The organism is Saprospiraceae bacterium (assembly GCA_016715965.1).
GTDB lineage: Bacteria > Bacteroidota > Bacteroidia > Chitinophagales > Saprospiraceae > Vicinibacter.
Genome location: JADJXG010000001.1, coordinates 399934 through 423265, shown reverse-complemented (window position 1 = coordinate 423265; position 23332 = coordinate 399934). Strand labels below are relative to the sequence as shown.

Below are 23332 nucleotides of genomic sequence, written 5' to 3'. Positions count from 1 at the left end.
CAAACAAAATGAGAAGCAAGGTTTTTCAAAGAATATTAGACAACACCCCTAAGGATGTTGACATATTCGTGGATTGGTATGCCGACCTGGTGGTTCGCATCAATCAGCTATTGCGTGAAAACGACATCAGCAAAAAGGAACTCGCAGAGAAGATGGACAAGAAACCATCTGAAATTTCCAAATGGCTGAGCGGTGAGCATAATTTCACTCTTCGTTCACTGGCAAAATTATCGGCTGAATTGGGTGAGCCTTTGTTGGAAGTCCCTAAGAAAAAAGCACAGACAGAATTTGTAGAGGATGGCTTTATGTGCAGGGTGCACACCTTTGTGATTTACACAAAGCTTGACACAAAAACCAGTGGTAAGGTTTGGCAACTTGCCGAAGAAACAGAACCCTATAATGAATTGAGCAATGCAGGATAAAAATATTTTCGACCCGGAAAAAATTGCTTTGATTGATTTCAAAATGATTAAAGGACAGGTGGACACACCTGAAAATTTTGACTTCAGCAAAGTTGTCGGCCACAAATTGGACAACTCCTTACAATTGAGCTTTAACCTTGACGATAAATTGGCAAAGGCTGATTTCACAGTTAGTGTGAAAACCGACAGCAAAGGCAAAAACGAAGTCGAAGCAACGGGAAATTATCATTTGATATTTATTTACCGAATTGAAAATTTAGAAGAGCTTGCCACACGCAAAAGAAACAAGCGTTTGAATCTACATCCCGGATTAGCAAATGCACTTTCATCTGTATCCTATTCTACATCAAGAGGCATTCTTTTAACTCGTTTACAAGGCACGGCATTGCAAAACTTTGTGTTGCCCATAATCAATCCGAACAATCTGCTTCACAATAAGAAAAATGGATGACTTGGGAATACTCAGAAGATAATTTAATAGAACAAACAGCAATTGATTTATTTTTCAATCAGTTGGGTTGGGATACGCTATTGGCTTACAACAAAGAAAGCTTTGGCGAAGGCAGCACCTTGGGCAGACTGAACAAAAAAGAAGTCGTGCTCAAGAAGATATTCTTTGAAAAGCTGAAACAGTTCAATCCCAACTTACCTGAACAAGCATACAACCAAGCCTACGAAAAACTGATTGAAGAAAGCATTACCAAGTCATTGGCTGAAATCAATTACGAAAAACATCAATTGCTCCGCAACGGTATTCCCGTTGACTTTATCAATGAAAAAGGCGAACAGGTAAAAAACAAAACGCTAAAGGTTTTTGATTTTGGCAATGCCGACAACAACAACTTTTTAGCAGTTCGTCAACTCTGGATTCAGGGCAAGAGCAATCGTGAACGCAGACCTGATATCATCGGATTTGTAAATGGAATTCCGCTTCTGTTCATAGAACTGAAAGCGGCTCATCGAAAATTAGAAAACGCCTACAACGATAATTTTACCGATTACAAAGACGTAATTCCAAAACTCTTCTATTACAATGCTTTTGTAATGTTGAGTAATGGAATAGAAAGCCGCATTGGAAGCGTTACAGGAAAGTATCAGCATTTCCACGAATGGAAACGCATGACAGAAGAAGACGAAGGCATTGTTGCCTTGGATAGAATTATTGTAGGCGTTTGCGAAAAGAAACGCTTTTTAGATTTGTTCGAGAACTTCATCCTGTTTGATAATTCATTGGGCAAAGTGGTGAAACTTATTGCCCGAAACCATCAGTTTATTGGTGTAAACAAAGCCATTGAAAATATCCAGCACAAAGAGGAACTATACAAACAGGGAAAAATCAGTTTTGAGGAAAACAGAAACTCGGTGTGTTTTGGCATACCCAGGGAAGCGGAAAATCTTACTCAATGGTTTTCTTTTGTCAAAAAATCCACCACAAATTTACAGGCAGTTACACTTTTTTAATTGCAACCGACCGAAACGAATTAGATACCCAGATTTACGGCACATTCAGCGGTGTAGGTGCTGTGCCACAAGTAAAAGCAGGTGCTAAAGATTCATTGAAAGCCAACAGCGGAAAGCATTTGAGAGAATTGCTCAGTTCGGAGCATCGGTATTTATTTACACTCATTCACAAATTCAATTTTGAAGAAGAAATAACCAAGCGGGATAATATCATTGTTATTTCAGATGAAGCACACCGAACACAAGGCGGAAATTTAGCCATGAACTTGCGGAATGCTTTGCCAAACGCTTCATTTATCGGTTTTACAGGAACACCGCTTTTTAAAGACGATGAAATTACCAAGCGAATTTTCGGTGATTATGTTTCCCGTTACGATTTCAAACGAAGTGTGGATGATGGTGCAACCGTTCCGCTATATTACGAAAACAGGGGTGAATACTTAAAGTTGGACAATCCCACTATCAATGAGAGTATTAGAACTCTTTTAGAAAACGAAGAATTAGAAAGTGATGAGCGAAGTAAGGTTGAAAAACTTATTGCCAGAGAATATCCAATTCTAACTGCGAAGAAAAGGTTGAATGATATAGCCAAGGATGTCGTTTGGCATTTCTGCAATCGTGGCTACAAAGGTAAAGGAATGTTTATCGCATTGGATAAACTCACAGCTGTAAGAATGTATGATTTAATTACGCATCATTGGAAACTGACTGTTGAGCAATTGGAAAAAGAAGTTGCCAAAGGAAAATATGGCGACCAGGAACTTTTGGAGAAAAGTCGCGAATTGCAATGGATAAAGGAAACAGAAATTTGTGTGGTGGTGAGTTCCGAGCAGAACGAAATTCAGAAGTTTCAGAAATGGGATTTAGACATTGAGCCACACCGAGGAAAAATGAACACCCAAGACCTTGAAACAAGGTTTAAGGATGAAGATGACCCTTTCCGTTTTGTAATTGTCTGTGCGATGTGGATTACAGGCTTTGATGTTCCTACCCTTTCCACTTTGTATTTAGACAAGCCATTGAAATCTCATACGTTGATGCAAGCCATTGCAAGAGCCAACCGAATCAGCGAAGGCAAAAACAACGGTTTGATTGTGGACTACATTGAAACATACACAGCCTTACTGGATGCTCTGGCAATTTATGGTTCTGGCGGTGAGGATGGCGAGGGCGGTGGAGGCGAAAAACCCGAACCACCCGTAAAGCCAAAAGAAGAACTCATCAAACAATTAGAAGAAGCATTAGAAGCGACAGAAACCTTTTTGAAAGACGAAGTGAATTTTGATTTGCAGGAACTCATCAGCGCTGATGGTTTGCACAAATTGGCTGCAATGGAAAAAGCCGTGAATGCCGTTTATACCAATGACGAAACCAAACGAAAATTTCAGGTTTTGGCAAGAGAGGTTTTTAAAAAATACAAAGCCCTGCAACCCGACAAAGTATTAAATCAATACGCACCGAGAAAGAACGCCATTGATGTAATCTACACCGCCATTGAAGACAATATTGAAAGTGCAGATGTGGCAGACATTATGCGTAAAATTCAAAATGTGGTAGATGAATCCATAGAAAATATGGCTGCTGAACCAGGACACAACGAAGAAAAAATCATTGACCTGAGTGGACTGGATTTTGACTTGTTGGAGCAATATTTCTTAAAGACAAAAAATAAAAATGCAGCCGTTCAATCACTCAAAGACAAAGTTGAAAAGCAACTAAAACGGATGGTAGAACGCAATCCTTTGACAGTTGACTATTACAAACGCTATCAGGAAATTATTGAAGAATACAACAGAGGAAAAGACGAAGTTGTAATCAAAGAAACCTTTAGAAAATTGATTGAACTCGTAAACTCGTATTCTGAAGAAGAAGCGGATACCAAACGAGAAGGACTAACAGACGAGCAAAAAGCAATCTTCGACATTCTTAGACACGGTAAAAAGTTGGAAGAAATAGAGAAAAACGAAATCAAGAAAATATCGATTGAACTTCTTGACGAACTTAAAAAGGACAAATTAAAAGTTGAGCAGTGGTCTGACAAATCAGTAACAGCAGCAGCAGTTTTTAATACAGTTAGTAAGACTTTATTTGAAACATTGCCTTACCCGACCTATCAGACAGATGACATTGACTTAAAAACGAACTTAGTATATGAACATTTAAAACATCAGTATTTTGGTGGAGGAATGAGTATATATGGACAGTATTAACCCACGTTATTTGCAAGCCCCGCAACTTGTCCCGACCCTTCGGGAAGCCCAAGCATATCGCTTAGGCGGGACGAAAGAGCTTCCACCTTTCCCACCCAGACAAAATGGAATAAAAAATTCCTTCCACCTTTCTGCAAATAAAAAATTAGCTACCGCGCAGACCAACACGACATTGAAAGTAAAACCTAACATAGATAAAGGTTTACAGACACGATGGACAGGAACGCCAACTGGTAAAAGGTTTGGCTCTTTGGCGGTGCAGCGTCTATGCCTGACCCGGTTCTGAGATCTATCTATAACCTGACCATCAAAAAACAAACGATTTAAAATTCAATCTGAACGATAAGTGAACTGCTTTTAACAGGAAGCGGCAAGCAAGTTTCCAGTACCTGCTTGCCGTCTTACAAACTCCTTGTTGAATGAATCAGAGCTCGGTCAATTCCCGGATAGCACTAGGCGAGGATTTTAGTTTCGCGATGATTAGAATTTTGCAAGCACCGATACAACCAAATTCCTTCCACCTGCCACGATACCCGAACTATAAGGGCGATACCTCTGGTCCGTGATATTATCCAATCCCGCACTGACTGACATTGCTTCGTTCCATTGGTACATGGCTTTAAAGTTGAGGGTGTACCAGCCCGGTGAGTAGGGATTTCCATTCACATCTTTGGCATAGATGAAGGGCTTTTGTTTTTCTTCTTCATTCAGATCCTCATTTTTCACCGAAGCAGAATACTGGACATTCCATTCCAACTGAATCTTGTCCTGCTTATACTTTAGTTTGCTGATACCAAAAGCAGGAGCTGCATGTCTGGATCGGCTCGTCATGCCGCTGTCCATTTCTTCCAGGCCGTATTGATAATTGTACTTTGAAATGAAAGCAAAGTGCTTGTTGAAATGAATTTCAATGCCCAGGTTGATACCGTATATCCTTGCATACGCCGCATTTTGAATGGCGTACACCCGGCTCATCACTCCATCGTAAAGTATGCTGTCTTGTCCGTTGACCTGAAAAGTCCTTCTGACCATGGCTTGGTCTAAATAAGTATAGAATCCGGTGAGATCCAACTTAATCCATTCTCCTAATACTTTGGAAAGATTGATTTCCGCATTGTAAGCATGTTCCGCTTTTAAAGAGGCATTGGGTACTACCACATCGCCTGCGGTAAAATCAAATATTTTTCCAATGTCATCCACATTGGGAGCCCTGAATCCGGTGCTGACATTCATGCTGATTTTCAAACTTTCCTCCGGACGATATACCCAACCAAGACTTCCGTTGGTGGATGAATTGCGCAAATTGGATTTGGTAAAATCAAATGGAAAAAAACGGAGATGCCTGCTAAAGTCAGAATGTATGTCAAACATGTTTTGCCGGAGTCCGGCTTGCAACAGGATCGATTTGGACAACTTGTATTGATAGCTGAGGTATGCCGCCACACTTTGCCAATCCGATTTTGGATATCGATCTGCGACCGAAATGGCTTGTGCATTGCGTATGTCCACCGCCGATCCATTTGAATTGACTTTGTTTAAAATGTATTCTGCACCATAGTAAAACTGATGCCGGCTCCAGTGTTTTTCAAAATCCAGATTGACAGAAGATGCGTCCACGGTCTCAAGGTTTGTTCTTAAGCGGTACCGTTGTCCTCCTGAAAAATTTCGATCGATTCGGCTTTCTTCAAATCCTTGTTGCGCCAGACGAAGGGTCATCCTGTCGTACATAGCATAGTTTGCATTTTGTTGGATTTGAAAATGATGCATGCTCCAGATTTGCGGTCCGTAATTCCATACAGCCGATCTTGGCAATCCATTGGCAGCCGTCTCAATCAACCGGTCGTATCTGGAATATTCTGTGGTGCGGGAATAATGAAAACCATATTGAAAATCCCAAAATTCATTGAGTCGAAAACGAAATTTTTGCATCAGGTTGATTTGTGAATATCCCGTAGGTTTTTGAACGCTTGGATCGGGATTGCTGACGATTAGGTCTGCACTGTCCATTCGGATGACATAAAATGGTCTCAGGTATTCTGCAGGGCCTTTACTGCCCATTCTCAGATCACCAAATTCACTGTGCGTAATACTGCTTAGCATCGAGAATTTTTTCCAGCCTACGTTCGCATCAAAGTGAAAAGTATTTTCTCTGTTGACAGAAGAATAGCGTCCAAATGCCTTTCCATTCACCTTGACTTTTTCATCCAGACTAATTTTGGGTGTCAGGGTTTGAAAGCCCATGACCCCTCCAATGGCATCGCTCCCATACATGATGGATCCCGGACCAAAGAACACTTCTGTGTTTTCGATGGAGAGGGGATCAAGTGAAATGACATTCTGAAGATTGCCGGCACGGAAAATGGCGGTATTCATGCGCACACCATCGACGGTATAGAGCAAGCGGTTGGCAGAAAAGCCCCGTATCATTGGACTTCCTCCACCCTGTTGACTTTTCTGAATAAATACCTCACCCGATGTTCCCAGAAGATCGGCAGCGGTTTGCGGATTTTGCAGCGCCATTTCTTTAGAAGAAATTTTGCTGACTTTGGAAGGAATATTACCGGAGAATTGTCCCCATCTCGAAGCGGATACGACGATTTCCCCGATTTCAATGGTCGATGCTTCCAATGGAATTGCAAAATTCATCTCTTGCAATTCGCGATAGGATTTTATTACCATTTTGCATCCCGGAGCATTGATTTCGATTCGTTCAGATCCTGACAAACCGGATATCTCTGCCTGACCACTTGCATTGCTGTACAAGACCAACTTTGGATTCTTGCTGCTGAGCATGACGTATTCGAGCGGTTCTTTTGTTTCAGGATGCAAAAAAGTAATGGTTTGGCCGGATAGAAAGCTGAATAGCCCCAATATAAAATAAAAGGTATAGATCAATTTCATTTGAGCATTGTTTTTTGGATCTCCTATTTGACATAGAAGTCACATTAAATCATATAAATTATTATTCAGATCAATTTTGATCCATGGTAGTTGATAGCTCTACTGAGTTCACACTACCTGCAAAATAGATGGATTTAATTCCGGAGGATGGCTCGGTATAAAATGAAATTCATATTTGTAGTTATGACAAAATTCAAAATGGACTTTTGGCGTGCCTTTTATATCTCTCAAAACCAAGGTTTGGCATTCCTCAAAGTACAACATCTTGAAAAATTGTTTGAGCAGATATCTATTCTCTTGTTGAAGCGGATCCTTCTCCGCCGCTTTTGTGCTGAGTGCATTCAATGTTTTGTTCAGTGATGTTTCCTTGTGATCCCACCAACACCAATAATAAATGCAGTCATTCTTTACCTCAGACCTCACAACATCGTACATCTGTCCCTGGTATTCGAATTCCTTGCTGTGTTTCCAGTCCAACTGTGTTTTAGAATCTGCTTGACTTAGTTTGATCAGCACGAGTTGGTCTGATGAAAGTCCCTCCGTCATTCTTTTTTTAATTTCCTTCCGGACCTGGTATTTTTGATGCCTCAGCCATAGATGGCTTATTGCCAAAGGGGCAGTCAGACAAAGTAAAAGGAACAATGCATTGAACTGGCGATTCAAAACAACAAATTTGATGGGGTAAATTTACGCAGATGCTTCCAATTAATATTTGCTTTCTGGACCAAAATGTACCAAACTACTTTTTTTGACGACCCTTAAGCATCCAACAAGGCCTGAAGATCGAATTTTTGCATTTTTAAAAAGCGCTCCACCACCCGCGGCCCCTTCATTGGATCAGACATTAGCTCTGGCAGGATAGCAGGAACAATTTGCCAGGATAGACCATAGCGATCTGTCAACCACCCGCACATATCATATCTGCCTCCATCACCCAACTGATCCCAATAATGGTCAATTTCCATTTGATCCTTGCATTCTACCACCATAGAATTTCCCGGAGTAAAATCAAAATCGTGGTTTAAATTGGAACTCATTGCATTCATGATGATGTCCCCAATTTTGAATTGTGCAAATACCAAACTGTCAGTGGGCATATTGGCTTCCGGTGGCCAGGGTGCCTGCATAAGTACTTTTGATTGACCAAAAATGCTGGTGTAAAAATGAACGGCATTTTTCACTTCATTCATTTTTTCATGGGTGAATAATAAGCATGGCACAAGCTTTTGGGAAGAACGAATGTCCTCTATATCGAGCTGCCAATGGACGCCAAAACGGTCCATTACCCAGGCATATTTAGGAGACCAACTGTATTGATCAAGGGGCATGAGAATTTGCCCCTGGCTTGAAAATTCATCGTAATATCTCAAAATCTCTGCTTCACTGCCACAATGGATAAAATACGATACAGCAGAATTGACTCTGTATTTTGGCCCACCGTTCAACAGCATAAATTGGGTTCCATTCAGCTGTAAAGTATAGGCCCATTCATTCCTGTGCAGTACAGAAGATTCTGGAAAAATCCGGCAATAATAGTTTGCTGCTTCTGAGGCATTTTGATCAAACCAAAGACAGGGATATATCTTGTGATTCATCGTTTTCAGACTTTCATTTTGGAAGGATCGGTGTACAGAACTTCCCATTGATGACCGTCGGGATCTGCAAAACTGTCGTAATACATCCATTCATGATCGGCAGATTCGCGGTATCTCGTAGCTCCATTGGACAATGCGGTATGGACCATCGCATCGACCTTTTCTTTGGAATCTACTTCAATGGCAATCAAGACCTCTGTAGAACTGCTGTCTGAAACAGGTCGATTGGTAAATCCCGCAAAAAATTCGTGGGTGATCAGCATAGAATAAATACTCCCTTCCTTCAAAATCAGACAAAGCGCTTTTTCGTCGCTGAATTGTTCGTTGAAAGCAAAGCCCAACTGCGTCCAAAAATCTCTTGTTTTGGACAGATCCTTTACAGGAAGATTGATGTAAATCGATTTTATATTCATTTTAAAGTCTTATAAATTATGGAAGAGTAAATATTAATGGAGCAAATGTCAGGAATTATTTTAACTATTGGGATTTCTTTGTTGCGGTCTGTCATGGATCTATGGTCAGAATCAATTCTTCAAACACCCAGTATATTTTCGACCTTGTCCAAGCCATTCTGATTGTCAGAAAGCAAAACCAGTAAATCATTTGCTTCAATCACAGTAGAACCATTGGGAGTTAAATATTTGTCTTTTCTTTTGATCAGAGCTATGATGGAATTTTTTGGAAAGTTTAACTCGACAATTTTCTTATGCACTACTTTGCTGTCTGCTGGTATTATAATTTCTTTCATTAAGGGTTTGTCGGTATCTGTGATTAATTTATCGGTTTCGGACAGTGGTTTCACTTTTTCTGGCAAGGATACCTTAAGCCATTTTGCAACAAGCCCAAGGGTTGTCCCCTGGATCAAAACAGAAGTCACAGAAATAAAAAATACAATATTGAAGATCATCCCTGCCTTGTCAATGCCGGCCAGCAATGGATAAGTGGCAAAGACAATGGGCACAGCACCTCTGAGTCCTACCCATGAGATGTAAAGCTTTTTATTGAGTTTTAACTTGAAAAAATGCAGACTAACAAAAACACTGATTGGTCTTGCAACAAAAATTAAGAAGAGAGAGATCAATATACCGATTTCAAAATAGGGAATGATCTGCGATGGGAATACCAGCAATCCAAGGGTAAGAAATAAAATAATTTGCATCAACCAGGCCACACCATCATACATTTTTAAAATGGTTTTCTTATGGATCAGTTCCTGGTTTCCTAAAAATACGGCTGTGATATAGATGGATAAAAATCCGTTTCCTCCGATGAAGTTGATCGTGGAAAAGTTGAGAAACATCAGCGCAATGACCAACACCGGATAAAGTCCTTCAAAGTCAAGTTGGATGTGGTTGATGATATACTTGCTTAGTTTGCCAAAAATAATTCCTCCAATTGCTCCCAACAGCATCTGTTGAAGAAATATTGGAAAGACAGAACCGATTCCCTGATGTTCATTCACCACCAGACTTAAAAATGAAATGGTCAGAACATAAGCCATGGGATCGTTGCTACCACTTTCTAACTCAAGCGTTGGTCTAAGATTGGGTTTGAGTGCAAGACTCTTGGAACGCAAAATAGAAAATACGGCAGCGGCATCGGTGGATGAAACAATGGAGCCGAGGAGCATGCTTTCGTAAAAACTAAAATCAGTGATATACCAGCTGAAGATGCCAATGCAACTGGCGGTGAATAACACCCCTAGGGTGGAAAGGACCAGACCTTGCTTGAGAATGGGTTGTACGGAAGGCCAATTGGTATCAAGGCCTCCGGAGAAAAGAATGAAATTGAGTGAAACAATGCCAATAAACTGGGCCACTGAGGGATCGTCAAACTGGATACCTCCGATGCCATCAGAACCGGCAAGCATCCCAATCATCAGGAACAACAAGAGGGTAGGGACCCCAAACTTATACGAAGTCTTTCCGGCAAAAATGCTCATAAGCAACAGCACCGATCCAATCAGAAGGATATTGTCAATGGTAAGATTCATACAAGCCGTGGTTTTCTAAAGTCTTTTGATAAAATAATTTTTATAGGGAGAGTCTGTATTGCAACAATTCCACTGGATCGTTGGGCAATTGGGTAGTTCCTGCCAATACCATTCCAAGTTTTTCAAGTAGTTTTCTTGAAGATTGGTTTTCAGGAATCGTATAAGCCAACAGTTCTTTGAGGCCAAATACTTCGAACGCTGCTGTTTTGATTTTTTGTGCAGCTTCAAAAGCAAATCCCTGTGATTCGAATTCAGGAAGAAAGGCAAATCCGATATCCACCCCATCCACCTCCTCTCTTTGGTACAATCCACAAGTTCCCATTTTGGACAAGTCCGACTTTCGGATGACGGTAAAATTTCCAAATCCCCGTTTTTCCTGATGTGGCAACATTTTTTCTTGGATATAAAGGACCGCGTCTTCCAACTTTTTAACATTTCGGTCACCGATAAACTCAATCCATTTTGGGGTATTGACCAATTTCAGAATGAAGTCAGCATCTTCGATTCCGATGGGTTTCAACCACAGCCGTTCTGTTTCAAAGGATTTGAAATTTGACATAATTAGTTAAGCAAATCGAAATTAAATGGTTCAATGGGCACCCATGGAATTCTCCTATTGAGAACCAATAGACGATGAATGACCCGATTTCTGACCCAACAACTGTGATCATTTAACCATAAAAAATTTGATTTTTACAACCTGGAGGCGTGGTCAATCCTGTCAATATTTACAAAAAATACGTATTTTTAAGAAAATGTAAAGTACCTTTAAACAATAGCTAAAACCGATAATAAACGTTTATTTACGGATAAATTCGGATATAAACGTTTGACTTACGAGTCACTATTTCGGGTCGCCGCAACTTTGCATCGTCAATCATTTTATTGTTTCACGTTTTAACACAAAAATTTTTCGAATCATGAACACATTACGCAATTCCGTCCAATTGGTAGGACACCTGGGAAAGAATCCTGAAATTACCAATCTAGAAAAAGGAAAAAAATTGGCCCGCGTATCCATTGCGGTCAACGAATCCTACAAATCCGCATCAGGCGAGAAAGTTGAACAAACCAACTGGATCAATCTGGTGGCCTGGGACAACACCGCCAGCTACATGGAGCGCAACTTGACCAAGGGTACACAAGTGCTCATTAAGGGGCGTTTGTCCTCCCGCAGTTACGATGACAAGGATGGTGTAAAAAAATATATCACCGAAGTCATCGTCAGCGAAGTTTTAAGAATGCAGAAAGACGAACCCGTTACCGCACTTTAATAACATTTAAATTTTCACTTTTTATCAATTATTTAAAAAATTTTTCGAATCATGAACACATTACGCAATTCCGTCCAATTGGTAGGACACCTGGGAAAGAATCCTGAAATTACCAATCTAGAAAAAGGAAAAAAATTGGCCCGCGTATCCATTGCGGTCAACGAATCCTACAAATCCGCATCAGGCGAGAAAGTTGAACAAACCAACTGGATCAATCTGGTGGCCTGGGACAACACCGCCAGCTACATGGAGCGCAACTTGAGCAAGGGTACACAAGTGCTCATTAAAGGGCGTTTGTCCTCCCGCAGTTACGATGACAAGGACGGTGTAAAAAAATATATCACCGAAGTCATCGTCAGCGAAGTTTTAAAAATGCAGAAAGACGAACCCGTTACCGCACTTTAATAACATTTAAATTTTCACTTTTTATCAATTATTTAAAAATTTCGAATCATGAACACATTACGCAATTCAGTAACACTCACAGGAAACCTCGGCTCAAACCCTGAGATCATCTCATACGGAGATGGAAAAAAATTGGCCAAATTTTCTCTCGCTGTAAATTCAACTACTTCCAAGGAGTCCCCGTCCAAACCTGCCTGGTTTAATTTGGTGGCTTTTGACAACATGGCCGGATACATTGAGAAATACCTCAACAAAGGCGAACGAATTATGGTCACAGGAAAACTTAAAGCGAAAACCTGGTTATCCAGGGATGGAAAAACACACTATGGAACAGAAGTGGTGGTCGCAGAAGTTGTCCGCGTCAATAGACCCGCTAAAGTTTAGCCCTGATTTAGTGATAGAACAATCCTCTGGCAATTGGAAACAATGCCGGGGGATTTCTATTTTGTTTTTTTGGATATTTCCTGGGAATCGGATAAAATGAAGTATATTTAGCACAAAATTGGATCAGTGAAATTTTGGATCTTCTGCTTTTCTGTTTGTTTAATCCATTCAATTCCTGCTTCCGCTGCTCATTTTTTTGTAAGTACGGATGCCACGCCAGCAGGAGATGGAACTGCCTCAAGGCCATGGACCTTGCAAACTGCATTAAATCACCCCACCTCACTCAGACCAGGCGACACCGTGTGGATTAGAGCTGGTACTTATCTGAATGATTACGATCCGCAAACTTCCTTTGTCTGCAAAACCAATGGTACACAAAATGCTCCCATCATTTTTAGAAACTACAACAATGAAAGAGTGATCCTGGATGGAAACAAAACTTACACCCTGTATCTTTCATTGGGTGTCTGTAGTCACACCTGGTTTTGGGGGATAGAAGTCACAAATACATTTTCAACCGATCGAAACCAGAACATTTTTGGCGGAGTTACCTGCACTGCTGAAAACATGAAATTTATCAATATGATTATTCATGACACGGGTCATGGATTGGATGTTTGGAAAACAGCCAGGGACAACGAAATCTACGGCTGTGTCATCTATCACATCGGAAACAATCTCAACAACAATGGTAATCTCGAAGGACATGGTCATGGGATGTACCTGCAAAACGATACCTTCGGAACCAGATGGATTCACAACAACATTGTGTTTAGTACCTATGGATTTGGGATAAGAGTTTGGCAAACCACGACAACAGCCGCACTGGGTAACTTTGACATTCAGAAGAACATTGTATTTAATGGTGGCGCAGCTTCTGACAACAATGGAGGAGTCGGAAACAATGCAAGAACACACAATTTTTTTTTGGTTTCAAATGGTGCAGGCAACCCTCTTCGCAACACCCTTGTTAAGCACAATTGTACATTTGCCGGAACGAATACCCCACGTCCTCCGGTCAATGCTTTTGGACTCAACGCCGGATTGAAAAATGTGACCATAGATAGTAATTTCCTCACCTGTCAGACCAGATTGGGATTTAACAATACCCCGGTATTTGAAGCCAGTTTTAAAGGGAATAAAGTGTTGGCAGGCATTCCGGCGATTTATGGCTATTATTTATGGGGTTTTTTACAAACCGATTTTCCGGACAACGAATATATTCCTCAATTACCAACATCTGGTATAGATTTTTTTATTTTTCCAAACAAATTCGATCCGGATCGAAACCATCTTGCCATTTACAATTGGGCAAATTTGGACACTGTTTATATCCATTCAAATTCTGCAAATTTAAAAGTGGGTGAAACGTACGAACTGATCAATGCAATGGATTATCATAATGACATAATTGAAGCTAAAGTCGGTGTAGATGGGATGATTCCAATTCCAATGATTGGACATTCCGCACAGTTGGCTCATGCTTCTGCCAAACTGCCAGTTTCTCAGTTTCCTCAGTTCGGTTGCTTTGTATTAAAGAAATCAAACAAATTACAAACATCGGTTGGAGAAACAGAAGAAAACAATAAGTTAGAATATATTTATCCCAATCCTTCAGAGGGATTTATCAATTTGTTCAATGCAAGGGAACTTGAAGAAATTCTGGTTTTAAATTCCAATGGTCAGACTGTTTATCAAAGGAAACTGGATAAATCGATGCATTATTGGAATCTGGATTTAAGTTTTCTTCCCAAGGGAATCTACTTTGCAAAATTAAAAAAAGCAAATTCTATCAAGCTGATTAAATTCAATTTATTCTAATAAAAGTTAGTTTTCATTTTCTGTGGACCAAAATCGGGGAATTCATTCAACCCAATAATTTAGTGAACAAATTCAATGAGTGGTTCTTCTTGTTTTACATAGAATTCAAAAACTCTTCTAATCCTGCGACTCAAATAATTTAAAGTTTCGACCAAAGACCTTGCAGCTCCCATTAAGGTTCATTCACTTGAAGCACCGTCATTCTTCACTACACCCTTGGCATAAATCGTACATTCACTACCCACAGAATGTCGCAACCGTGCTAACATCTATTTGAGTGTGGTGGATTTGATTTTTTTTAATACAACGGCAGAATTCAGGATGGGTCAGAGAGAATCCCTGCCAGCGATTTTTCTTTGGTTTTCGCTCATGGTTTTGATCCCAACAAAGTTGGTAGGCGTTCCTTCACTTGATATACTGTTGTTCAAAATTGCTTTGCAGATCCTTCAATCGTATTTTGATCACGCAAAAGAAATTAACAATTAAATACAGTGAGACGATTCATTATTCGATTCCGAGAATGATTTTTTTTACCATTACTATTTTACATATGATTATATTTAATACATAAAGCCTTTAAATACAATCACATGATATTTTGTTATTAAATAATAAATAGTCTTAACATCTGATTTATAATTTCCACATTATTTTTTATCTAAAAACACGAAGTCAAATCACTAAAAGCCGTACATTTGCACTCCAATTTAAAAATCCAACGACAATGATTGCCGTATTAAATATTCAGGGTCAGCAGTTTAAAGTAAAGGAAGGCCAAAAACTATTTGTCCACAGGCTCGACGCAGAAGCCGGTGACGAACTTAGTTTTGATCAGGTGCTCATGCTGACTTCAGGGGACAGTACCAGCATTGGGTCTCCTACATTATCCGGTGCCTCTGTTAAAGCGAAAGTACTTTCACACGCCAAGGGCGACAAGGTCATTGTGTATAAAAAGAAAAGAAGAAAAGGTTTGGAAAAGAAGAACGGCCACCGCCAGTCTTTCAGCCAGATCGAAATTCAATCCATTCATTCGTAATCCATCCTAAATCACATAAGTCATGGCTCATAAGAAAGGTGAAGGTAGTACCAGTAACGGTCGGGACAGTAATAGTAAACGTCTCGGCATTAAGTTGTTTGGTGGTCAGAAAGCCATTGCAGGAAACATCATCGTCAAACAAAGAGGTTCCAGATACCATGCAGGCAAAAATGTAGGCATTGGCAAAGACTGGACGCTTTTTGCATTGACGGATGGTGAGGTCAAATTTACCAAGACCCGTAAAGATAGAACCCTGGTGCACATTGTACCTGGCGCAGTTGTTGCAACGCAGGCTCCGGTTGTCGCCACCCCTCCTGCTTCTTCGGAAGAAGAATAGTTTTTGTTTTTAGTCTAATCTTGCCTTGCTGAAATACAGTGAAGCACTTGCTTCTTTACCCAAAAGTTTCCAAACAAGCCATTTTGGATTTTCACCCAGTCCCCAATCGTTTCAGTGCAATACACCGTTTCACCGGCACTGACCTGTCCTTCGCTTTTGCTATTCTCATCGGCTGAAAGTCTGGCCGGCACGGATTCCATTACAACACATCTCTTTCTATAATCTGATTTGATCCATTCCTGTCTAAACAGAAAGGATAGCCAAAGGATTGTCAAAAAGATTGAAGCAATCCTTAGGATACGATTTGGCGAAATCCAGCTTGAAAACAGAAATAAGCCAAATACAAATACAGTCAAAAACAGCCAAACCATGCTAGATAAAGAGAGGCACAGATCATCGAACCAATCAAGCAATTTCCACTTTTTATCTATCACGGGTTCGACATCAGCCATCCTCTGGGCTTTTAATAAATAAACTTTAGCCATCTCCAAAGAAGGCTTTTGTGCAATCGCTTTCTGATAATGCAAGATCGATTCAGCCAGTTTTCTTTGTTGAAATTGACAGTTGGCCAGGTTGAAATAAATCTCCGCATTCCGGTAGCCTTCTTGGATTAATTCCGTCCAGATTTTTTCACTTTCAGAATATTGTCCTTTTTGATACAATTCAGCCGCCTTCCTCACCAAATCTTGGGAACCAGCCTTTGGAAGGAGCTCAATAAGAATCAGAAATACCAGATAGAATCTCACCATCAGATAACCGACTTTCATCCAACAGGTTTAGTTCCTATAAAAAAATATTGCTCTGTATTTTATTCCATCATCCATCTGCTGAATCTCCTGCCAATGCTTCCGCAGCGAGCCAGGCTCCTGTCCAGGCTGCCTGAAAATTAAATCCTCCGGTCAAAGCATCAATATTGAGTACCTCACCTGTCAGATACAATTTTGGATGAACCTTACTTCGGAAATATTTAAAATCTATTTCGGAAAGTTCCACTCCTCCGGATGTTACAAATTCTTCTTTATATCTTGTTTTTCCTTCCACCATCAACTCCTGGTCGCATAGAATTACACTCGTTTTTTCCAAAACGGTATCTTTGATTTCTCCCCATTTTGTATCAACCGGTATTCCACTCTTTGCAATCAGATATTGCCACAATCGGGAGGGCAATTCGAAAAGCCCATAATGGCTAGCCAATCGATCCGGATAGCTTCGCTTGTATTTCTTGAGTTGAATCAATGCATCTTCTTTGCTTGTATTGATCCAGTTGATATGGATGGAAAAACGGTAGTCTTTTTCATACAATTCGCGAGCTGCCCAGGAAGAGAGTTTGAGAATGGCCGGTCCACTCAATCCCCAATGGGTGATCAGAATTGGTCCGTCAGTTTGTAGATTGAACGCTTTAATTTGGACCTTTGCAATTGGGACACTCAATCCAGTCAGGGTGCGTAAATTTTGATCAGAAATATTGAATGAAAATAAAGAGGGAACAGGCAGAACAATTTTGTGTCCAATGCTTTCCAATAGCTTCCATATTCTGGCATCGGAACCGCTGGAGATTAAAAGTTGACGACCATAAAAAACATCCTTGTCGGTTTCTATTTTCCATGTTTCCGAAGCCTCAATCCATTGAATGGAAATTGCCCGGGATCCTGTTCTTAATTGAATATGGTGATTTTTTATTTCTTGCAAAAAACAATCGATGATCGTTTGTGATCGGTTGGAAACTGGAAACATCCTGCCATCGGCTTCCATCTTTAGCTTTATTCCTTTTTCTTCCAACCATTCTTTCATCTGCTCGGGACCAAATTTATAAAAAGCACCAAGCAATTCTTTTCGTCCTCGGGGATAATATTCAACCAGTGTTTTAGGATCTATGACTCCGGTGGTGACATTGCACCTTCCTCCTCCTGAGATTTTCACCTTGCCAAGAGGTACAGTTCCCGCTTCCAGAATGCAAATTTTCTTTCTTGGATTTAATTCGCCCAAATGAATGGCAGCAAAAACTCCGGAGGCACCCGCGCCTATAATGATAAGGTCAAAATCCAAGTGCTTCAAGCTTAAAAATCTATGATTGCACAATATGGCTTTTCAAAATCAGAACTTAACCAATTTTCTGCATCCGTGCAAACTCCCATCCTCATTATGGTATTGAAGAATATGCACACCCACCGGAAAATCGCTTAGATCTAAATCTGTTGTGGTAGCAGCTGGCACAAATTGGGTCAGTTGAGATTTGCCGCTAAGATCTAAAACATGGATTCGGATTTCGGTCTCAAATGAATTTTTCAAATTCAATCGATCCTTAGCAGGGTTTGGCCAAATTTTAATTTCTTTGTCAAATTCATTGTCCACCACAGGATTCAATACAAGTCCCTCCAATTTGAAATAATCAAAAGCCGCTCTCATGGCTATGGCAAATTCTGCAGAGTCAGGATCATTCCACAAATGAAAAATAAATCGTACCGAATCTCTGTCGCGATCTTTGATGTCCAAATCAATTTCTGTTCTTGGATTGAATGAGCCACCAAGATTCAAAGGGATGTCTTCTAATTTGATGGTATCGGTTCCAAAACTAATCATTGTTTCTTTCACTGAATTGTCCCAGCCACCATAAGCCCAGGCATGGTAGCTCAATCGTATTTTGTCAAATGGATGTAAGTTCATAACCGGAGATACCAGAGAAAGATGTCCGTGCAATCTATACTCTTCTTCAATTTTTTCGAAATTGTCAGTGTACAAAGCCAGATTTCCATAATCCTCCGGTACATCTTTGGAGGGATAATTGGAAGGAGGTGGATCCAATTCGCTGAAATCACCATAAATCCATTGGACCATACTGTCTTCTGTGACAAATTCCCAACCGAGTTTACTCATCATATGGTCTTCATAGCCAGCCTCCATTTCGAAGCGGTAAGTATCATTGCCTGTAAAATCTATATTTTGATTAAGCTGGTAGGTATATCCCCATTTGGAACAAAGAGCATCGTATTGGTCAATATATACATTTGGGATCGTACAATTTATTCCAGCCTGATGATTCGAAATTCCCTCAAACCGTACCAGCGGATTCAACAAAAGGACCTGAGCATTTTCGAGTGCCAGCCCGAATTCTTTTTCTACTATTTCAAACCTTGCATCGGCTTTTGCTCTTGGTACCATTTCAATATTCAATTCTAGAACACTGTCCTGATACAAGTCGATTGCAATAGTTTTGGTCAAGTATGCTTCGATACTTAGCTTTATTTCAAATTTGCCATTTTCACCACTTCCCGCTTTGTACTGTCCCAATGGATTGGATTCTAACACACTTGTTTTTCCACTTGACAAATTGGTCAACTGGATTTGGACCTTTGACAAGTTTTGTCCGGTGATAGAATCCTTGATCTGACCTTCTAACCAGGCAGCACCATTGCCTTCAAATTGTAATACATACATTCCATATTGAATATCGGAAGCTACGACAACGCCACTGCGATAATAAGGATATATACTCCAGCATCCATTGAAACCAGTGCGCTTGTCCGGATGGGTATCAAAATAAGCTACTTCGACCAGATTGTCTGCTTTCCGGGTATCCAACACCCTCATTCCTTCAGTGTACCAGCTTACATAGAGTAAACTGTCTTTGTGAAAAACATTGTGGGGTATGTGGTAAGGATCGTTTGGATTAAATACCCTGTATTGATCCAGCTTCCGAATGTCAAAAGGATCGCTTACATCCCAGGATTCGACCACCGCACCCCTGACTTCATCTGCTGTATAAAGTATCTTTCGGTCTTTTTCAAGCCACACCGAATGTGTAAAGCCAAAAGCAGTTCGCTGACTGGATAATTTTCTGGGTGCAGTCCGATCAGCTATATCCCAAATACTGAATGCTCCATTGTACAATTCTGCTCCATATAAGATATCATTTTGTACATGTACTTCGTGCATATAATGATCTTCATAATGGTATAAAACGACAGGATTCCAGGGATCCAAAGTTGGATCGAGGATGGCAAAACCAGCACCAATTCCCCTGGCTCCGCTGAGATAGATATATCCTTTTTCATCGGCGTACAAGGTGTGCGAAGTCAATATATCAAAGCTATCTCCTTTGCTGTTTGCAAGTTTAAAGACATTGCGATGGCTGATGGAATCGGGTCGACTTAAATCAATGATGAGCAGACCATCGTCACATTCCGAACCTACATAGGCAAAACTTCCAGAGGTTTTTAATTCCCGCCAACTGCAGCTGTTGTTTTTAATAAATATCTTCTCCTCAGGGACAATAGGATCGCTGATGTCGTAAATCCGAACGCCCTCAGACGTTCCAAGCAAGGCAAGCTCAGTTCCTTCTGCGGTGGTATAACCCCAAATGCTACTTGAATTTTCTGGAATCCGTACATGGCTCAGAAGTCGTACATGTTCACCGGATTGTCCAAAAGCCAGGTCCAGCTTAATAACTATAAAATATATTAATAAAATTATATTTATAAACTTCATATAATAAATAGTTTAAATAGTAAAAATATATATAATATGTATGCAATCGTGGTAAATTGCCATACTTTCAACCCTTGGTTACGCGCTTTGTTCTTACTTTTGTGTAATAAGTTGAATTATGCGGATAACGGTCGATACAAGATTTTTGAATACTCTTTGGATGGGAATTGCCATCTGTTGGATGGCGGGATTGAGAACACAGGCACAACCTCTTCAGTTTTGGGATGAATCTGAAAGCATGAAATTAAGAGACATCAATGTTTATCCCATACCCAATCAGGAAGGTTGGACCATCATGGGACATTCTGCAGATTCTGGATTGGTGCTGGCCAAATTTGACCACTGCGGAAAAATGATAGACCATAATTATTACAAGTTGCAAAATCATACCATGTCGCAATTGTACACCAGCAAGTTTTCGGAAGTTTCAAATACCATATTGCTGGCACAAATATTAAAAGACAACTCGGGAAATGAAATGATTCGCCTGGCTCAAACCGATGCATCCGGTTTGAGTCTAAGCATTCCTTCCTTGTTTTCCATTCCGGGAATGAAGCATTACAAAAATCCCATCATTCGCTATTTGCAAAATCAAAACAGGATTGTTTTTACTGTGAATGCAGCTGCTGAAGAACCCAACTATTCTGGTTATATTTTTTTCATGGATCCTTTCTTTTCCATTCAAAATTCGGCAGTTCTGGATAGCAATCACATCATTCACGGAGTCATTCCAACTTCTGATACTTCTTTCAACTTGACCATCGATGATCGTCTGGTTGTTTCCATGGATCAAAATGCTACCATTCATTTTAGTTACCAATTGGATTCCTGTTTTTATCATCTGGATGCTTTCCATCCCAACACCAACAATAATTTTATTTTTGGAGGACGTTACAAAAAAGATGGGGTTGATCATGGAATCGTCATTTTATCTTTGGATGATTCCTTGAGATTGGTCAGGTTTAGCAGAGACCTTTTGACGTTTGATCCGACCTTTAATCCAAGGATGAAATTTGTGGGATCCAATTTGGTGGTCAATTATCTGCGCACCAATTTAGCTGGTTTCAGTGGATTTCATTTGGTCAATCTGGGCTCAGGATTCAATACAGTCAATAGCAATTCCCTCGTCCGAAGAAATACCGATCTCTTTCCAGTTTGTTTTGATTTTGCTTTTTCAAGAGATGAATCGTTTTTTGTATTGGCTGGAAATGTGGATTTGAACAGAAGATATTTTCATGCAAAGTTGGGCATTGATTTTAAACTCAATGACACGACTTGTATCTACCGGGATCAGTTTCTGGACGGTAGAAGCAGCTATGCCATCAACACTTTTTCGCAGGATACTTTCGCCGGAGTAAGCAGCAGTGCTGTACCCGGTTTCACAACCAATTCCACCGCTGGTGTTCCCATGAAAACCATCGACTACGACTTTGATCGCGTATGCAGTTATTTTGATTATAAAACTGGAACTTCAGTTGTAAAGGGTTGTGTAGGAGACTTTATTGGCATTCAGGCTGAAATGCCGGTATTGTATGCAGATCTTGACCGCGAGAACAAATACACCAGCTATTTGTGGTATCCCAACATTGAAGAACCAGGCAGGTCCAGCAGACAGATTACAATTCAGGTACCACACGATCCGGTTACTGTGCGCACCATCTATTGCCAGGACAGCATCGAATTTATGTACATGGTGGAGGAAGAACCATGCGTGGATTTTCCAAATGTATTTTATCCTGCATCTGATGAACCGATCAATAAGGATTTTAACCCGGTTTATAGAGTGGATTCAATGGGCAACCACATCAACAATGTGGATAGAGTTAATTTTGAAATATACAACCGCTGGGGAAAAAAGATTTTTTCTTCCACCAATCCTGCTGCGACCTGGGATGGAAATGACAATGGTAATCCTGCACCAATGGACTCCTACATTTATTTTCTGGAAGTATTTTACAAAAACAATCAGCGCCGCCAGTTTAAAGGAATTTTCTCGCTGGTGAGGTAAAGTTTTGCCATTGGAATTGATGAAATATTTTGCATTTGTTTTCTGCTCCTTTTCTGTGTTGCTTGCTTATGCGCAACCCTATGAAGAATTTACCCTGGAGTCTGAGGTGAAGTCTTTTATCGACAAGAGCTTTCCTGAAATGAAAGGATGGAATTTGGGTGTTAAAGTCAAAAACAGTGACAACCAGCTCTACCTGGATTCGATTGAATATTCACCTTGGCACGTTGCTGATTTTAATGATGATGGACTTTTTGATTTATTTGTTCAAATGTACCGGCGAAAAGAGAACAAAGCTTTTCTGGTAATGGCTCAGGAAGAACCAGATGTCTATCAGATTTTGGATGTAGCTCCCGCCAAGACAACAGGGGACCTTGCAGTTCCTTTCATTGAGGACAGTCAGGATGGCCCGCTGATTATTTACAAGCAATACGCTACCGAACAAATAACCAGGACGAAAGATGGAATTGAGACTAAGGTTCCAAAGAATTTCAATACCTATTATTCTCTTGGCTTCTTGCGCAAGGACACGCTGATTTACAGGTTTGACCGACTCATTGAATACGCTTCAAAGCCAAATCTTTCAGGTTTTAAATACGTACAAATTCACTCGTATTGTCAGTTCGGTGGATGTCCGGATTATATCTTAAAGGTGGACTCTGTTGGTAACATGATCCTCCAAAACATTAAAAATACGGCCTTGGATCCTGGATTTTACAAGGCAATGTGCGATCCTGATTTATTTAGAAATCTTCAACTAAGAATCAAATATCTTCAGCTACCTAAATTGGAAATGAAGTTTGGAGACAACACCGCTGACAAAGCCATCACCTTGATCATCGCATTGTCAGATGGCCGCACCTTTAAAGTACTGGACTATACCACACAAGGCACCCTGGGACTCAAAGGTCTTTACGATTTTATGGAAACGATCCGTAAGAATACGCTGTGGTGATTTCAGTCAGGATGGACATTTCGTGCCAGGAGATAGACCTCGTTTTTT

General features: G+C 40.3%; 19 protein-coding genes and 1 pseudogene. 11 read left to right on the top strand and 9 right to left on the bottom strand.

Going from position 1 to position 23332, the window contains the following annotated elements; genetic code table 11:
- The first annotated feature begins 8 nt into the window (after positions 1–8).
- From IPM48_01545 to IPM48_01535, 3 genes and pseudogenes are all read left to right on the top strand, one after another.
- Positions 9–422, top strand: a complete 414-nt coding sequence (locus tag IPM48_01545; GenBank protein ID MBK9270255.1) for a helix-turn-helix transcriptional regulator — start codon at positions 9–11, stop codon at positions 420–422.
- Positions 412–873 (top strand): hypothetical protein, encoded by a 462-nt coding sequence (locus tag IPM48_01540; protein ID MBK9270254.1) that lies wholly within the window; start codon positions 412–414, stop codon positions 871–873. The genes IPM48_01545 and IPM48_01540 overlap by 11 nt, the downstream gene beginning before the upstream one ends.
- Positions 870–4093, top strand: a pseudogene (locus IPM48_01535) (type I restriction endonuclease subunit R). The gene IPM48_01540 and the pseudogene IPM48_01535 overlap by 4 nt, the downstream one beginning before the upstream one ends.
- A 480-nt stretch (positions 4094–4573) precedes the next feature.
- Here the strand turns inward: IPM48_01535 and IPM48_01530 are convergent.
- The 6 genes from IPM48_01530 to IPM48_01505 all read right to left on the bottom strand — a co-directional run bounded on the left by IPM48_01530 (position 4574) and on the right by IPM48_01505 (position 11141).
- Positions 4574–6994, bottom strand: coding sequence for a TonB-dependent receptor (locus IPM48_01530; protein MBK9270253.1), 2421 nt, complete (start codon positions 6992–6994; stop codon positions 4574–4576).
- 108 nt (positions 6995–7102) lie between these two features.
- Entirely contained in the window at positions 7103–7657 is a 555-nt protein-coding gene (locus IPM48_01525; GenBank protein MBK9270252.1) for a hypothetical protein, read from the bottom strand.
- Between the two features lie 95 nt (positions 7658–7752).
- Positions 7753–8589: a VOC family protein gene (locus IPM48_01520; protein ID MBK9270251.1), complete on the bottom strand. Its 837-nt coding sequence runs from the start codon at positions 8587–8589 to the stop codon at positions 7753–7755.
- 5 nt (positions 8590–8594) lie between these two features.
- On the bottom strand, positions 8595–9002 hold the full coding sequence (locus tag IPM48_01515) for a VOC family protein (protein MBK9270250.1): 408 nt from the start codon (positions 9000–9002) through the stop codon (positions 8595–8597).
- 119 nt (positions 9003–9121) lie between these two features.
- Positions 9122–10582, bottom strand: a complete 1461-nt coding sequence (locus tag IPM48_01510; GenBank protein MBK9270249.1) for a potassium/proton antiporter — start codon at positions 10580–10582, stop codon at positions 9122–9124.
- Between the two features lie 40 nt (positions 10583–10622).
- Positions 10623–11141 carry a GNAT family N-acetyltransferase gene (locus IPM48_01505; protein MBK9270248.1) on the bottom strand — a complete coding sequence of 173 codons (519 nt, stop codon included), beginning with the start codon at positions 11139–11141 and terminating at the stop codon, positions 10623–10625.
- Between the two features lie 361 nt (positions 11142–11502).
- Here IPM48_01505 and IPM48_01500 point away from each other — a divergent pair, with 361 nt between their 5' ends.
- From IPM48_01500 to rpmA, 6 genes are all read left to right on the top strand, one after another.
- Positions 11503–11856 (top strand): single-stranded DNA-binding protein, encoded by a 354-nt coding sequence (locus IPM48_01500; protein MBK9270247.1) that lies wholly within the window; start codon positions 11503–11505, stop codon positions 11854–11856.
- 51 nt (positions 11857–11907) lie between these two features.
- Positions 11908–12261 (top strand): single-stranded DNA-binding protein, encoded by a 354-nt coding sequence (locus IPM48_01495; protein ID MBK9270246.1) that lies wholly within the window; start codon positions 11908–11910, stop codon positions 12259–12261.
- A 48-nt stretch (positions 12262–12309) separates the two neighbouring features.
- Positions 12310–12645: a single-stranded DNA-binding protein gene (locus IPM48_01490; GenBank protein ID MBK9270245.1), complete on the top strand. Its 336-nt coding sequence runs from the start codon at positions 12310–12312 to the stop codon at positions 12643–12645.
- Between the two features lie 126 nt (positions 12646–12771).
- Complete coding sequence (locus IPM48_01485; GenBank protein ID MBK9270244.1) at positions 12772–14466, top strand: T9SS type A sorting domain-containing protein; 1695 nt, start codon at positions 12772–12774, stop codon at positions 14464–14466.
- 724 nt (positions 14467–15190) lie between these two features.
- The gene (rplU, locus tag IPM48_01480) at positions 15191–15502 is read left to right on the top strand and encodes a 50S ribosomal protein L21 (GenBank protein MBK9270243.1); all 312 of its coding nucleotides are present in this window, start codon (positions 15191–15193) and stop codon (positions 15500–15502) included.
- A 22-nt stretch (positions 15503–15524) separates the two neighbouring features.
- Positions 15525–15839: a 50S ribosomal protein L27 gene (gene rpmA, locus IPM48_01475; GenBank protein ID MBK9270242.1), complete on the top strand. Its 315-nt coding sequence runs from the start codon at positions 15525–15527 to the stop codon at positions 15837–15839.
- A 14-nt stretch (positions 15840–15853) separates the two neighbouring features.
- Here the strand turns inward: rpmA and IPM48_01470 are convergent, their stop codons facing one another.
- The 3 genes from IPM48_01470 to IPM48_01460 are packed head-to-tail and all read right to left on the bottom strand — an operon-like array spanning position 15854 to position 20324.
- Positions 15854–16606, bottom strand: a complete 753-nt coding sequence (locus tag IPM48_01470) for a tetratricopeptide repeat protein (GenBank protein MBK9270241.1) — start codon at positions 16604–16606, stop codon at positions 15854–15856.
- Positions 16607–16655: 49 nt separating this feature from the next.
- Positions 16656–17885, bottom strand: a complete 1230-nt coding sequence (locus IPM48_01465) for an aminoacetone oxidase family FAD-binding enzyme (protein ID MBK9270240.1) — start codon at positions 17883–17885, stop codon at positions 16656–16658.
- A 48-nt stretch (positions 17886–17933) separates the two neighbouring features.
- Entirely contained in the window at positions 17934–20324 is a 2391-nt protein-coding gene (locus tag IPM48_01460; GenBank protein MBK9270239.1) for a choice-of-anchor B family protein, read from the bottom strand.
- A gap of 160 nt (positions 20325–20484) precedes the next feature.
- Between IPM48_01460 and IPM48_01455 the strand changes: the two genes are divergently transcribed.
- Together IPM48_01455 and IPM48_01450 are read left to right on the top strand one after the other, a co-directional pair.
- Positions 20485–22332 (top strand): gliding motility-associated C-terminal domain-containing protein, encoded by a 1848-nt coding sequence (locus IPM48_01455; GenBank protein MBK9270238.1) that lies wholly within the window; start codon positions 20485–20487, stop codon positions 22330–22332.
- Between the two features lie 19 nt (positions 22333–22351).
- Positions 22352–23284, top strand: a complete 933-nt coding sequence (locus tag IPM48_01450) for a hypothetical protein (protein MBK9270237.1) — start codon at positions 22352–22354, stop codon at positions 23282–23284.
- The last annotated feature ends 48 nt before the right edge of the window (positions 23285–23332 follow it).